Source organism: Prevotella ihumii (assembly GCF_900155655.1).
Lineage (GTDB): Bacteria > Bacteroidota > Bacteroidia > Bacteroidales > Bacteroidaceae > Prevotella > Prevotella ihumii.
This window is the reverse complement of sequence record NZ_LT706987.1, coordinates 2,414,161-2,429,763: the sequence shown is the minus strand read 5'-3', so window position 1 is coordinate 2,429,763 and position 15,603 is coordinate 2,414,161. Positions and strand designations below refer to the sequence as shown.

Genomic DNA, 15,603 nt, shown 5'->3' with positions numbered 1-15,603 from the left:
ATTTAGGGTCTTATTCGCTCAAAGTTGTTGTTTGCCTATACAATTTCGCCATATTGCACCCAATTAAGGCTGGTTCTATAAATTAGCTTTGTTAGATTTTGAGCTTATTTTTGAGGTCAAAATGCAAGAGCGTGAAGGAGTGTAGCGAGCTACACGACTGAACGAACTTACATTTTGAACCCAAAAGAAGCCAAAAGATAACAAAACGTATTTCATAAAAATTTAATGACGATATGCGGTGGTAATTTATAGAACCAGCCTTAAGTGGAGTTATCAAGGGCAAAAACTATATTGTGGTAACAGAAAAATAGAACAATAACGGAAGAGACTAAAAAAATAAAAATCAACAATGTAACCTTTTGATAATAAGGTGTTTACAAACCCATTCTAAAACATATATGTTTCACCACCCAAAACATATATGTTTTACCCTCCCAAAGTTGAACTTTGACACTGCCAAACATATATGTTTTGCAAACAAAAGATTGATGTATTAAATCTGCGGGATAAGCAAAGGAAGAATAGAACAATAAATAGCCTTGTACCATTTCTCACCTTATACATATTATGTGCTGTACTGCTAAAATCGAAACACAACCAAGTCCAAGTAGAAAGATATGTGAATAACAATACGTTTATCCCAAATAGGTCATTAGAAAATGACAAAAAGTTTTTTCTAATGACGATTTGGGTTAAACTTTCTCTCCTTCTATGCAATAAAAAGCCTTATTCTTCGTTTTTTATTTTGTATATATACAATGTTTCTGCCCTCGAAGCAGAACGCAATTTTTTTAGTTGATTATGATAGAATATATCCGAGGCGAATTGGCTGACCTTACCCCTGCTATGGCTGTTGTTGAAGCATACGGAGTGGGTTACGCCCTCAATATTTCGCTCAATACATACACTGCTGTACAGGGTAAGAAGGAAGTGAAACTATTTGTACACGAGGCTATTACGACAGGAGGACGCGATGATAGTTACACGCTCTATGGCTTTGCTACTCAGCAAGAACGTTCGCTCTATCGCCTGCTCATCACTGTGTCGGGCGTGGGGGCTAATACGGCTCGAATGATATTGTCATCGCTCACCCCTGTCGAATTGTGCAACGTTATAGCCAATGGCGACGAAAAGATGCTCAAAGCTGTGAAAGGAATAGGACTGAAAACAGCGCAACGCATCATTGTAGACCTGAAAGATAAGATAATGCAGAGCGGTATAGCCGAAGAACTGCACGTGAGCCGTGATGCAAGCACAGCGAATGTGAACGCAGCCGTGAAAGATGAGGCGGTAAGCGCACTCACGATGTTGGGCTTTTCGCCTGCTCCATCAGCCAAAGTGGTGGTCGATATATTGACCAAAGAGCCTGAATTGCCAGTGGAACAAGTAGTGAAATTGGCATTGAAACAAATAAAATAGTTGCAAAGACGCTATCGAATAAATCGATTTGATAGGCGATAAATACGTATGAGACAAAGGAAATACATCATATCTCTACTTTTTCTGTGCGTTGGCATTAGTTTGTTAGCGTGGGGAGGCTTTATTAAGCGTTCTTCTCCATTGGCCAACACGCTTTTGTCGTTGGTTGCTCCGCCCGATACAGCTAAAAAGACAAAGCCTGCTGCTGTACAGGAGGTTGTGATAGACGAAGAGTCGATACCCGACTCGTTGCTCCACCCACGATGGAAGGTGCAACGCACTACGCCTGTAACTTACAACGACTTAAACCAAGGTTCTACCGACCTGAAACATCCCGAAAACCTGAAGCAGAGCATTGTTTACAACGATACGCTCAATATGTACGTGATAGGCAACAAGATAGGAGATACCTATATCACAGCCCCTATTATGATGACACCAGAAGAGTATCGTGCGTGGAGCGAGAAACGAAGTTTTGCCGATTATTATCGTCTTAAAAACAAAGAAATACTTGAAAAACAAGGCAAAGAGAAGTTTGATTTCACCGATATGCACTTCTCGCTCGGACCTGCCGAAAAGATATTTGGTCCTGGAGGAGTGAGCATTAAAACTCAAGGAACAGCAGAAATAAAGTTTGGTGCTACGCTCAAAAACATCGACAACCCTTCGCTCCCTATTCGCAATCGTAAGACTACGACAATGAATTTTGACGAAAAGATAAATCTTCACGTCAATGGTAAGGTGGGTGACAAGGTGAATATGAACCTCAACTACAACACTGATGCTACGTTCGACTTTGATGCTCAAAACTTTAAGCTGAAGTATGAGGGTAAGGAAGACGAAATCATAAAACTGGTGGAAGGCGGTAACGTGTCGTTCCCTTCCAACAACTCGTTGGTGCAAGGTGCATCGTCGCTCTTTGGTATTCGTACCGATATGCAGTTTGGCAAGCTCTCTTTGCAGACTGTGCTTTCGCAAAAGAAATCGTCTAATAAGAGTGTAAGTTCTAAGGGTGGTAAGCAGCTGACCCCATTCGATATGTCGGCAGCCGACTATGAAGAGAACCGCCACTTCTTCCTCTCGCATCATTTCCGCAATCATTATGATGAGGCTATGAAGACATTGCCCAACCTTGCAACGGGTGTAACCATCAATCGTGTGGAAATATGGGTAACTAACAAGACGGGAACTACCAACAACACCCGTAATATCATAGCTTTGACCGACCTTGGAGAGAATGCCAAGGTGGGCAGAACCGACCTTTGGGGTATGGGAACAGGAGATGTGCCAAGCAACAGCGCAAACTCGGAATACCAAACCATAGCCCAAAATCATCCCGAAGCACGCAATATAGACCAAACGGCTACAGTGCTTGACGGCTTAGGAATGATTGGAGGGGCGGATTACGAAAAGTTGTCGAACGCACGATTGCTCAATAGCTCTGAATACAGCTTAAATCAGGCTCTCGGATATGTATCTTTGCGCACGGGACTGCAGAGCGACCAAGTTTTGGCAGTGGCTTATGAGTACACTTACAATGGGCAAACGCATCAGGTGGGTGAGTTTGCAAGCGACCGCACCAATGTGAACGAAGCCTTGTTTGTGAAGGCACTGAAGAACACAAGCAATAACCCACGCCAAGCCAACTGGGACTTGATGATGAAAAACGTGTACTATCTCGCCTCAAATGTAGAGCGTGAGAAGTTCCGCCTTGATGTGAAGTTCCAAAGCGATACGGCAGGTGTGTATCTACCCTATATCCCTGAACCCCAAGTGAAGAAACTGCCTATTATAAAACTATTGGGCGCAGACCGCTTGGACAATAACAACAATCCACATTCCAACGGCTATTTCGACTATGTGGACGGTTACACGGTTTCTAATGGTCGTGTGTTCTTCCCTGCTGCCGAACCTTTTGGCGAGTATATGTACAAGTTCTTGATTTCAAAGGGTGTACCTGACGAACAGGCAAAGAAGTATGCTTTCACCGAATTGTACGACTCTACAAAGACCATTGCAAAACAGATAGCTGAGAAAAACAAATATCAACTCACAGGACAGTTCCGCGGAACGAGTGCAAATGTTATTTCGCTCGGTGCGTTCAATGTTCCTCAAGGCTCAGTAGTGGTAACGGCTGGCGGTGTAAAACTGATGGAAGGCTCGGATTATAGCGTAGACTACAATGCGGGAGAGGTAACCATTCTTAACCAAAGCATTATAGATGCAGGTACAGCGGTGAATGTTTCGTTGGAAAGTCAGAGCGATTACGGACAGCAACGCAAAACGATGGTGGGCGTAAACTGGCAGTACGACTTCTCAAAGAACTTTATGCTCGGCGGTACGTTTATGCACTTGTCTGAACAAGCCTTAACCACAAAGGTGAATATGGGTGCCGAACCTATCAACAACACCTTGTGGGGACTGAATATGAGTTGGAAGAAGGAAAGCCAATGGCTGACCAATATGCTCGACAAGATACCTTTCCTCCACCTTACACAGCCTTCGCATATCTCGCTAACAGCAGAGTTCGCACAGCTTATTGCAGGTCAGAGCAGCGGAACACAAGACAATGCGTCTTACTTGGACGACTTTGAGAATACCAAAAATACCATTGACGTAAGCCAACCTACAAGTTGGATTATATCAAGTGTGCCCACCGACTTTCCCGAAGCTGCCGACAAAACAGGTTTGCGTAGTGGTTTCAACCGCAGTTTGTTGGCTTGGTACAACATTGATCCTTTGTTTACACGTCGTAGCAGTTCGCTTACCCCAGGTCATATCAAGAGCGATTTAGACCAATTGTCGAACCACTATGTGCGCGAAGTGTACGTTCACGAGCTTTTCCCTAATCGTGACCAAAGCAGTTATAATGGTTCTACATCTACATTGGCTATCCTTAACCTCGCTTACTACCCAGAAGAGCGTGGCCCGTATAACTTTAGTCCAACCCTCACTTTGAATGGTCATCTTCCAAACCCTCGTCAGAAGTGGGGTGGAATGATGCGTAAGTTGGATACAAACGACTTTGAAACAGCCAATATCGAGTATGTTGAATTCTGGATGCTCGACCCTTTCATTTACACTAATAAAACGGGAGAAGCTGCAAAATATGGTGGCGACTTCTACATCAACCTTGGTGAAGTGTCGGAAGACGTGCTTCGTGATGGAAAGAAATTCTACGAAAGCGGTATGCCTGTCGATGGTAGCCAGTCGTGGGTTACAACACAGTGGGGTAAAATACCAACACAGAGCACTGTAACCTATGCTTTCGCAACTACAAGTGGTAGCCGTGCAAAGCAAGATGTGGGCTTTAATGGGCTTACAGACGAAGAGGAACAGAAGTTTGAGTCGTATCAAGAATTCCTTACATACGCTCGAAGCCATACCAATCAAGCCGTATTCGACTCTATATGGGCTGACCCAGCCAACGACGACTACCATTATTATCGCGGTTCGGATTGGGATAGAATACAAGCACCTATACTTCAACGCTACAAACGCATTAACAATCCGCAAGGAAACTCGCCCGATAGCGACAGTAGAAACGAACGTTACGACACCTCGTATAAAACTACACCTGACGTAGAAGACATCAATCAAGACTATACGTTGAACGAGTACGAGAAATACTACCAGTACAAGGTGAGCATACGTCCAGAAGACTTGGTGGTAGGTCAAAACCATATCGTTGATAAACGTGTTGCTTCGGTGAAATTGCGCAATGGTAAGACCGAAGACGCTACGTGGTATCAGTTCAGAATACCAGTGCGCGACTATCAAAAGCGTGTGGGTAGCATTAGCGACTTTACAAGTATCCGTTTTATGCGTATGTTCTTGACCAACTTTGAGAAACCTATCGTATTGCGCTTTGCCACATTCGACCTTGTGAGAGGTGAATGGCGACAATACCAACAGAACCTCACCAACTCGGCAAGTACCTCAGGAACAATGGCTGTAAGTGCAGTGAGCATTGAGGAGAACAACGACAAAGTGCCTGTAAACTACGTTCTTCCTCCCGGCATCTCTCGTGAGCAAGACCCTACACAACCCCAACTTGTACAGAGCAACGAGCAGGCTTTGGCGATTACAGTGAACAACTTGGGCAACAAAGAATCGAAGGCGGTGTATAAGAATACTACGCTTGACATTCGACAGTACAAGCGTTTGCAGATGTTTGTACACGCTAACGCATTGGAACAGAATACCACAAACCTTACGGACAATCAATTGGCAGTATTCATTCGTTTGGGTTCTGACTACAAGAACAACTACTACGAATACGAAATACCATTGAAGCTCACTGCCCCTGGACGATATGATACCTATTCAAGACAGGGTAGTGAGGCGGTATGGCCTTTAGAGAATATGCTTGATGTGCCTATCTCTTTATTCACCAATGTAAAGCGTAAGCGCAATGAAGGTCGTGCAAACGGAACGGCAAGTTTCAATCGTGAGTTCTCAATGTACGACGACAAAAAACCTGCAAATCGTGTTTCGGTGATGGGTAATCCTACCTTGGGCGAAATAAAGACAATGATTGTGGGTGTACGAAACCTTACAACAGGCGAAAAAAGTGGTGAGGTATGGTGTAACGAGTTGCGCCTCTTGGAGTTCAACAACGAAGGTGGTTGGGCTGCACGTGGACAATTGAACATTCAACTCTCCGACTTTGGTACAGTAGATGTCAACGCCAGCCACAGCACAGATGGCTTTGGAGGATTGGAACAAGGTGTAAGCCAACGCCAAAAAGAAACCAAGACAGATATGTCTGTAACTACTTCTTTGGAATTGGGTAAGTTCTTCCCCGACAAGGCTCGTGTTTCTGCACCTTTATATTATAGTGTTACAAAGAGCGAGAGCCGTCCAAAGTACAATCCGTTGGACACCGATATGGACTTAGATGCATCGCTTGATGCTGCAGCAACGCAACACGAGCGCGACTCTATTGAGTCGATAGCTGTAACAAGGCGAACTACTACAAACTTCTCTTTGTCGAATGTGCGTGTAGGCATACAGAACAAGCGTCACCCAATGCCTTACGACCCTGCCAACTTCTCATTCTCATACAGCCACTCTCATTCTCACACAAGCGGAGAAACAACGGTTTATGAGAAAGAAGACCAATGGCGAGGCGCATTGAATTATAGTTGGACACCTGTTTACAAGGCTTTAAAACCATTCAATAATCTAATTAAGAGCAAGTCGAAATGGTTTGACATACTCAAGCGATTTGAGTTGAATTGGTTGCCACAGAATGTTGCGTTCAACACAGAGATAACCCGTAACTACTACGAGTTGCAACAGCGAGATATGGAAGCTACCGAAAACTCAATGCTACCACTCACCTTTAACGAGCAATTCTTGTGGAATCGTGACTTTACGTTGCGTTGGGACTTGACACGCAATCTGCACATGACCTTCCAAAGTGCTACTCACGCTGAGATAGAAGAGCCTTATACGCCTATCAATAAGGACTTATACGCCGACCAATATCAAGCGTGGAAAGACTCGGTGTGGACAAGTATTAAGAATTTGGGTACACCTTTGGACTATCAACAGAACTTCACACTCTCGTATCAGTTGCCACTAAACCTTATCCCTGCTTTCGATTGGGTGAATACCGATGCAAACTATAATGCAGCTTATACGTGGGTACGTGGAACAAGTCTGGAAGATGGAACATCGTTGGGCAATACCATTACAGCCAATCGCACACTCAATATCAATGGAACGCTCAACTTTGAACGATTGTACAACCATATTCCGTTCCTCAAGAAAACGAACGAAAGGTTTAGTAGATCGCTATCAAAAAAGAAAGGACAGGGCTTTAAAAACGTCTCTGCAGCTGTTAAAGCAATAAATAAAGAGGCAACTAAGCGTATAGAAAACATAGCTTTAGCAGATCGTACCATCAAATCGCTAACCAATGGTGACGATGATGACGATAAGAAAAAGACAGAGTTGCCAAAGAACCAAAAGAGCTATGAGCAAGAAATAACCCTTAATGCTGATACAGCAATGGTTATTTCGCACTCGAAAAATACCAAGCGCATACGTGTGGCCTTTAAAGATGCAGACGGACACACTGTGAAGTTGAAGTGGAAAAAGATGGACGCTAATAAGCTGAAACTTTACAATAAAACCGACTCGGTGCTACGTTTGAAACTCACCGTAACGCCTAAAGAACCATTAGACGACAAGGGATGGTATAAGACAGCACAATGCGTAGCACGCGCATTGATGACGGTACGCTCGGCAAGCGTTTCTTATCGCAATCAATACGCTATGTCGCTGCCAGGCTTTATGCCAACTGTGGGTGACGCATTCGGACAAACTCGTGGCCATGGACTGATGTCGCCGGGTCTCGACTTTGCATTCGGATTGGTTGACGATAGCTATATCGAGAAGGCAAGAGAACACAATTGGCTGTTGATGGCAGACAATATTGCAACGCCTGCAACAACCAATAAGACCGAAGACTTGCAACTAAGAATGACGCTTGAGCCTGTTCGAGATGTCAAGATTGACCTTAATGCAAGTCGTACAGAGACCGTGGCCAAGAGCATACAATATATGTACGCAGGCAATCCTACTACACAGAGCGGAACGCTTACAATGACAACGCTCTCGTTAGGCACAGCTTTCGAAAGTCAAGGTAATGCTAATAACGGCTATCATAGCGCAACATTCGAAAAGTTTGTTCGCTCATTAGAAGGTTTTCAGCAGCGTGTTGAGGCTCAATATATAGGAACGCAGTATCCTTTATCACACGGTGGAGGCGACTTTAATCCAGCTAATGGAACTGTGAATAAGTATAGTTCGGACGTAATGATACCAGCTTTCCTTGATGCTTATACAAGTATGAGCGGTAACGGACTGAACGTGTTCCCACAATTGAAGAGCCTTTTGCCTAACTGGACTGTACGTTATAGCGGTCTGTCACGATTGCCATTGTTCGAAGGTATATTCAAGAGCGTCAATCTGAACCACTCTTATAAGAGCATCTTTGCCATTGGCTCATACCAAAGTTATAGCACGTGGCAGGAGTACATGAATGGTTTAGGTTTCGTAACCGATGCTACAACGGGCGCACCTATACCAAGTTCGATGTACAACATTGGTCAGGTAAGTATCAACGAAGCCTTCTCGCCTCTCTTGGGTATTGATGTAACAATGCAAAACAACCTTACAGCCCGATTAGAATACCGCCAAACACGTGTCATTTCGCTCTCTATGACAAGTGTTCAGGTGAGCGAAGCGGTGTCTAAGGATTGGGTTGTGGGCTTGGGTTATCGCATCAACAACTTTAATCTCTTCGGTGGACGCAACTCACGCATAGTGAAGAACAATAAAAAAGCTAAAGGTGGAGACGATAACCAGCAAAAACAATCAACCAACAATTCGATAAGCAATAGGAATAAGGGAGGTATAAATCACGACCTCAACCTCCGTCTCGACCTCAGCTATCGCCAACAGTCAGCCATTACTCGTGATATAGCCTCGCTAACATCAGCAGCCTCAAGTGGTAACACCGCCTTTAAAGCATCGTTTACGGGCGATTACACCTTGAGTCGTATGATTACAGCAAGCCTGTATTATGATATTCAAATCAATACGCCATTGCTTGCTGCCAACAGCTATCCTACTACGACACACGACTTCGGTGTAAGCCTCAAGTTAAGTCTAACTCGATAGGGTTTTCAAAGCGATAGTAGCATACGCATAACTTGATAATAAAGCATTTAGCCTACCTTATGTTTATAGCAACGATTTGGTTGTTCAATAAGCATTAGGTAGGCTGAATGTTTTCAAGAAGTCTATAACACGACTTCTATTCTTTATGACATCTCTGTTTAACCCAATGGTTTTTGCTGTTATGTTGATTTAACATTTTAATTCCCCAAATAGAATTGTTTGATATTTCTTATTATATATTCTAAATCTCTTTTGTTGATATTATAGAAAGCAAAAGTTCAACTTTGACAATGCCAAACATATATGTTTTACCACCTCAACATTGATGTTTGGCAAAGCTAAAGTTCAACTTTTACCTTCTGAAATACCACTTAATAGCACTTTTCTTGTTCACATTTTTCTTTTATTCATTCTATATTTCCGTAATCTAAGCAGTGTATTTTTGCACACTTTTTTCTGTTTACTCATTATTCATTGTCAATCAACAGTTTACAATTGCACACCCATTTATACCACTTTTGTGTATCACGCTTCTTTTCAACGCATATACGAAAATTATGACCAGTGTATTTAACACTTATCCGAAGTAAAACGGAAAAAGAGAAAAAGATAAAAGAGAAATACATTATCTATCGAATAAGGCAACAATTGGTATAGTAGCTAAAAAATAATTCCGCCAACGGGTTGTTTTATCCCAAATTGGTCATTAGACCAGTTTAGGTGCTTACTTTATTATTTTTGAAACTTATGAGATGTCTTTTGGATTATTTTGGCTTTATTTTACCTATATTTGCAGTCACATAGCCCGCTATGCTCCTTTGGTATATGCAAAATAAATCTCAAAATAATCGCAAAATACATTCTCATTCTCACGACCGATTTGGGTTAAAGGGTATTATGCCCAAATGCTTGTGTGGGTAACGTAGGGGCTCGATTTACCGAGTTCCGCTTAACAGTTTATACTGAGCGGAACTCGATAAATCGAGCCCCTACACGCCCCTTGTGCACATTAAAATCTGTTTCAAAAGGAGCTTTCTTATGGCAATATTTTTGTTAAACCCAAATCGGTCGTTAGACCAGTCAGATCAGTCGGACCAGTCGGACTTGTCTGACACGTCTGAATAGTCCGACTGGTCCGACTGGTCTAATGACCAATTTGGGTTTATTCGCAAGCTCATCAACACGTATCGAGTTCCTCCTATCATAGGTTGTTAAGCGGAACTCGATAAATCGAGCCCCTACACACCCCTTGCGTACATACACAAAAAAGGTCTGCAAAGAGCTTAAAACTTCTTTGCAGACCTTTTTTAGTTTCCTTTTATTATGTATAAAACCATCATCAGACTTTAGTCTATCACGGTTTTATTCACGTATCGTTTGCCTATATTATTTGTCTTGCTTAGCAGCGATGGCTTCAGCTATCAATCCTGAGATTTCTTCTGCCAATTCTGGATTATCTTTCAACATTGTCTTAGTGCCATCACGACCCTGTGCAAGCTTTGTACCGTTGTAGCTGAACCAACTTCCACTCTTCTGAATAATGTTGTATTCTACACCCAAATCAAGGATTTCACCAATCTTTGAGATACCCTCACCAAAGAGTATTTCGAACTCAACTTTACGGAATGGAGGTGCAACCTTGTTCTTTACCACCTTCACACGCACTTGATTACCAATTACATTGTCACCGTCTTTCAACGATGTAACACGGCGAATATCCAAGCGCACCGAGCTATAAAACTTCAACGCATTACCGCCCGTGGTTGTTTCTGGGTTTCCAAACATCACACCAATCTTTTCGCGCAACTGGTTGATAAAGATACAGCAAGTGTTTGTCTTGCTGATGGTAGATGTAAGTTTGCGCAAAGCCTGACTCATTAAGCGTGCTTGCAAACCGACGTTCGAGTCTCCCATATCGCCCTCTATCTCTTTCTTAGGTGTAAGTGCAGCTACCGAGTCTACAACAAGAATATCGATAGCCGAAGAGCGTATCAGTTGGTCGGCTATCTCTAAAGCTTGCTCGCCATTATCTGGCTGTGAAATCCATAAATTGTCAACATCTACGCCCAATTTCTGTGCATAGAAACGGTCGAAAGCGTGTTCCGCATCAATAAAGGCTGCAATACCACCTCGCTTTTGTGCCTCTGCAATGGCGTGAATAGCCAATGTTGTCTTACCCGAACTTTCAGGACCGTAAATCTCAATGATACGTCCACGTGGATAACCACCCACACCAAGCGCAACATCAAGTCCCAAACTGCCCGATGGAATTACGTCCACATCTTCTATCTGTTCATCACCCATACGCATAATAGAGCCTTTGCCAAAGTCTTTTTCTATCTTCGACATTGCAGCCTGTAAGGCTTTGAGTTTGCCTTCATTGGTTGATGGGGTTTCTATATTATCTTTTGCCATTTCTTTCTTTGTCTTAAAATTATTATTTTTTCTTCTTTCTACTTTTAGGATACGGCAGAACCTCTGCTAATATCTTCACAACGTTAACAGCAAAGTCTGCTTTTGATACATCAAGTATGTAGTGTTCTTTAGCTCCATCATACGGAAAGCCTTTTTCTGCTTCCGTCATTAGTGCTTCAATAGCTTTGTGTTGCTTCACAAAAGCTATATTGTCGCAAGCTATAATAACAGGCTTTTCGTTAGCATAAATCATATAGTCACCAAACATCTTTTGGTATCTCACTTCGCCAACTGCCTCTATTTGCTTGCAAACAAACGCTATAAAATCTAAAGAACACGCCATACTCTCCCCTTTACTCCTAAAAAAATATCCCTAACGGATTAGAGCTCCAAGTCGCCTCCAAACACTTCGTGCCAAGGCAAACCTTGCTTGTTGAGTTGTTCCAAGAATGGGTCTGGGTCGAAATCTTCAAGGTTCCACACACCAGGTTTGCGCCATAATCCTTTGAAGAACATCATTGCGCCGATCATAGCAGGCACACCTGTAGTGTAGCTTACGCCCTGCATACCTGTTTCTTCGTATGCCTCTTGGTGTTTGCAGTTGTTGTAGATGTAGTAAGTCTGTTCCTTTCCGTCCTTTATACCACGAATACGACAGCCGATAGAGGTCTCTCCGTCATAGTTTTCGCCCAAGTCTTGAGGGTTAGGCAATACAGCTTTGAGGAACTGCAAAGGTACAATCTTCACCTTAGTAGTCTTGCCCGAACCATCTGCCAATGGTGCTTCGTATTCTATTTCGTCAATACGGCTCATACCAAGATTTTGAATACAGTCAAGATAAGTGAGGTATTGCTGACCGAAAGTCATCCAGAAGCGCGCACGCTTGATAGTTGGGAAATTCTTCACAAGCGACTCCAACTCCTCGTGGTGCATCAAGTAAGAATCACGAGGACCAATGTTAGGATAAGTCAAGTCCTGATGCACAGCCAATGGCTCTGTTTCTTTCCATTCGCCATTCTCATAGTAAAGTCCCTTTTGAGTAATCTCACGAATGTTAATTTCAGGGTTAAAGTTGGTTGCGAAAGCCTTGTGATGGTTTCCGGCGTTGCAGTCTACGATGTCCAAATAGTGAATTTCATCGAAATGATGTTTAGCTGCATAAGCTGTAAATGCCTGCGAAACACCCGGGTCGAAGCCACAACCGAGAATAGCGGTCAGACCTGCTTTCTCAAATTTGTCCTTGTAAGCCCACTGCCAGCTGTATTCGAAGTGAGCCTCGTCTTTAGGTTCGTAGTTTGCAGTGTCAAGGTAGTTGCAGCCACAAGCCAAACAAGCGTCCATAATGGTGAGGTCTTGATAAGGCAAAGCGAGATTTATCACCAATTCGGGCTTGAACGAATTGAACAGTTCCTTCAATTGCTCCACATCGTCCGCATCAACCTGTGCTGTCTTTATATCAGCCTTATAGCCTTTGGCGTGGATTGCTGCCACAAGCTCGTCGCACTTTTCTTTGCGGCGACTTGCTATCATAAACTCAGTAAATACATCTTGATTTTGTACAATCTTAAATGCGGCTACCGTGGCAACACCACCAGCACCTATCATCAATACTCTTCCCATAGTTCTTATATCTGTTTATTTTATTTTTGTTTCTATTTCGTTGGCAGTTATTCCCATAGCATTCATCAGCGAATAACCCAATATTTGTTGCTTAAAGTTGCCTCCCTCCATTGGCATCATTGCAAACATTGTAACGTGCTTTTCCTCATCGTCCACGTTGCGGAGCAAATTACGAAGCGTGCTGTACGTGTTGCCCTCTTCTGCATTAGGTACTATCATTATGCGTCGCACCTCCTCGTGGCTGACAATGGTTTTCACTAAGTCTGCCATTACTTCGTCTTTGTTGGTCAGTTCGCCCCCCGTAGCAATGGTATTGATGCAAAACTCGCCCAAATGCTCGTCACGAAAAGCCTGCCTATCTATTTCGTCAGCAAAGACTGAAGGCACAAAATTGTCCAACTTCTCTTTTGCTTTATCGTGCAATATTACCACCTGTGTTTCGTGGTTTCCCTGCTTCATTCGCCCGTCAAGTGCAATGTTTACAATCCACTGACTAAGGTCGGTTTCCGAAATCTTTCGGTTCAACATTCGCTCAAAGTTGACAACGAGGTTGAAAGCCACATTGTCCACATAATCACCATCTACGATAATGATATTTTCGCTCAGTTTTACGTTTTGAGTTTCTTGTAAATTCATAGGTACAAAGATACACTAAAATGGGCAAAATTGCAAACATAGCCTTATTTTTTTGAGCCTTATATATAATAAGGTATGACGAAAGAAGATACAAGGTAAGTGTTAAAGAAGGTTATAGATAAGAATAAAAAGGACTTATTATTTGGTTTATAACGTAAACTAATATAGCTTTGCAAATATAAATAAAATAATAAACTTATTAAAGTTGATAAACAGCTCTTTGAAGACCATTCTTTACGAACTTTGCGTATGAACTTTTTATGTTTAACAATTAAAATATATCACAGCTATGGAAGAAAAAACATTGAACGCTATCGAGAGTTTGAAACTCATTGAAAGCACTATCGAACAAAGTCGCAACGACATTGCTAAAGCCTCGGCTCAATTCATCATTTCGTGGGGTGTATTGGTAATCGTAACCTCACTCGTCATTTATGGGGTCAATATGCTGGCTGAACCCACTACAGATACCAATCTTTGGCATTTGTTGTGGATAGCAATGACTGTTATTGGAATGCTTTTACAATTCAGAATGAGCAAACAATGGGTTGTGCCTGAAAGCATTGTAAGCAAAGCCATAGGCTATACGTGGGGTACGTTTGGTGTCTTCGTATTCGTGCTATGGGCTATTAATATTTGTGTTGTTTCAACAAGCCACGTTTCGCCCATCGTAATAATGCCTATGGCTGCCACCATTTTGCTGCTTATGGGTGTGGCTGTATCGATAACAGGATTGCTGATGAAACACAAGTTTATCGCCTTTATGGGTGCAGGCGCAAGTATTGTCTGTTCCTACCTTTCACTCGTCAACCCGGGTGTCAACGTGTTGTTGTACATAGCTATAACAGGTGTGTTTACCCTTCTTATTCCAGGACTATATTTAAAGTTTAGCAATGACAGATAAAGTGTTTCTCCCCTTAGACCCTCTCCTTAGCAATGAGTTAAGATTGGGCATAATGTCGATACTCACTACGGCAGAGTATGCTGACTTTACCTATATCAAGAACACCACAAAAGCCACATCGGGCAACCTCAGCATACAAATCGACAAATTGGAAAAGGCTAAATATATAAAGGTGAAAAAGACCTTTAAAGGCAAGATGCCACAAACCTTGTGTAGCATTACCCCCACAGGCACACAGGCGTTAGCCGACCATGTGAAGGTTCTGCGGTCGTATCTCAATATGGATACAATAAAGTAGATGCGATGCAAGAATACAATTCATTCTATAAAACTAAAATGGCAGCAACGTGATAGGTCTATCGCATTGCTGCCATTTTTTAGTATTCAAAGTGCAAATGTTGCACTTTGGAGCATCCTCAATTGCACTTTGAACCCAAATCGGTCGTTAGACTTCTTCGAGAGTTGCGAGCTTATTTTGAGCTTTTTTTGGTTGTTTTTGAAGACGTTTAGCGAGCTAAACAACTGAAAAAACAAACAAAAAGAGCCAAAATAAGGTGCAAAGACGAAGAAAAGCATAACATCTAAACTCTTTAAAAAGCCTTTGCGGGCTAACGACCGATTTGGGTTTAACATCCCAAAGTAGTCATTTTTGGGCGAATTGATTAAATTTCATACAACATAAATAGTTAATTATTAGATAGTTAAAGCTAATTAGCAGACCCTACTTAGTCTCCTTAGATGTATGATATTGCGCTGTTATCTCATAATTCAAATCACATTACCCCAATGACTTATTGGAAAAAGGTGAAGAAACAACGCATTTGAAACCCTACAATCTCCTACTTTAGATATTCTTCACACAAGGCGACCCACAGCGAGGCACCTATGGGAACGTTTTCGTTAAGCCAAATGAG

The 15,603-nt window shown here is 42.5% G+C and carries 8 protein-coding genes; 4 read left to right on the top strand and 4 right to left on the bottom strand.

Annotated features, from left to right (window positions below):
- The first annotated feature begins 801 nt into the window (after window positions 1-801).
- A complete protein-coding gene (gene ruvA / locus CZ367_RS10725) occupies window positions 802-1,419 on the top strand; it encodes a Holliday junction branch migration protein RuvA (protein WP_077196854.1) in 618 nt (205 codons plus the stop codon).
- Between the two features lie 141 nt (window positions 1,420-1,560).
- Entirely contained in the window at window positions 1,561-9,114 is a 7,554-nt protein-coding gene (gene sov / locus CZ367_RS10720) for a T9SS outer membrane translocon Sov/SprA (RefSeq protein ID WP_449421169.1), read from the top strand.
- A gap of 1,386 nt (window positions 9,115-10,500) precedes the next feature.
- Here the strand turns inward: sov and recA are convergent.
- The 4 genes from recA to CZ367_RS10700 are packed head-to-tail and all read right to left on the bottom strand — an operon-like array spanning window position 10,501 to window position 13,785.
- Window positions 10,501-11,529 (bottom strand): recombinase RecA, encoded by a 1,029-nt coding sequence (recA, locus tag CZ367_RS10715; protein WP_060940849.1) that lies wholly within the window; start codon window positions 11,527-11,529, stop codon window positions 10,501-10,503.
- Window positions 11,530-11,551: 22 nt separating this feature from the next.
- A complete protein-coding gene (locus CZ367_RS10710) occupies window positions 11,552-11,872 on the bottom strand; it encodes a transcriptional regulator (protein WP_077196852.1) in 321 nt (106 codons plus the stop codon).
- A gap of 38 nt (window positions 11,873-11,910) precedes the next feature.
- Window positions 11,911-13,149, bottom strand: a complete 1,239-nt coding sequence (locus tag CZ367_RS10705; RefSeq protein ID WP_060940847.1) for a saccharopine dehydrogenase family protein — start codon at window positions 13,147-13,149, stop codon at window positions 11,911-11,913.
- Between the two features lie 15 nt (window positions 13,150-13,164).
- Window positions 13,165-13,785: a DUF6621 family protein gene (locus tag CZ367_RS10700; protein WP_060940846.1), complete on the bottom strand. Its 621-nt coding sequence runs from the start codon at window positions 13,783-13,785 to the stop codon at window positions 13,165-13,167.
- A 289-nt stretch (window positions 13,786-14,074) separates the two neighbouring features.
- Here CZ367_RS10700 and CZ367_RS10695 point away from each other — a divergent pair, with 289 nt between their 5' ends.
- Entirely contained in the window at window positions 14,075-14,689 is a 615-nt protein-coding gene (locus CZ367_RS10695) for a hypothetical protein (RefSeq protein ID WP_060940845.1), read from the top strand.
- The gene (locus CZ367_RS10690; RefSeq protein ID WP_077196851.1) at window positions 14,679-14,987 is read left to right on the top strand and encodes a winged helix-turn-helix domain-containing protein; all 309 of its coding nucleotides are present in this window, start codon (window positions 14,679-14,681) and stop codon (window positions 14,985-14,987) included. Before CZ367_RS10695 ends, CZ367_RS10690 begins: the two co-directional genes overlap by 11 nt.
- Window positions 14,988-15,603 lie beyond the last annotated feature (616 nt).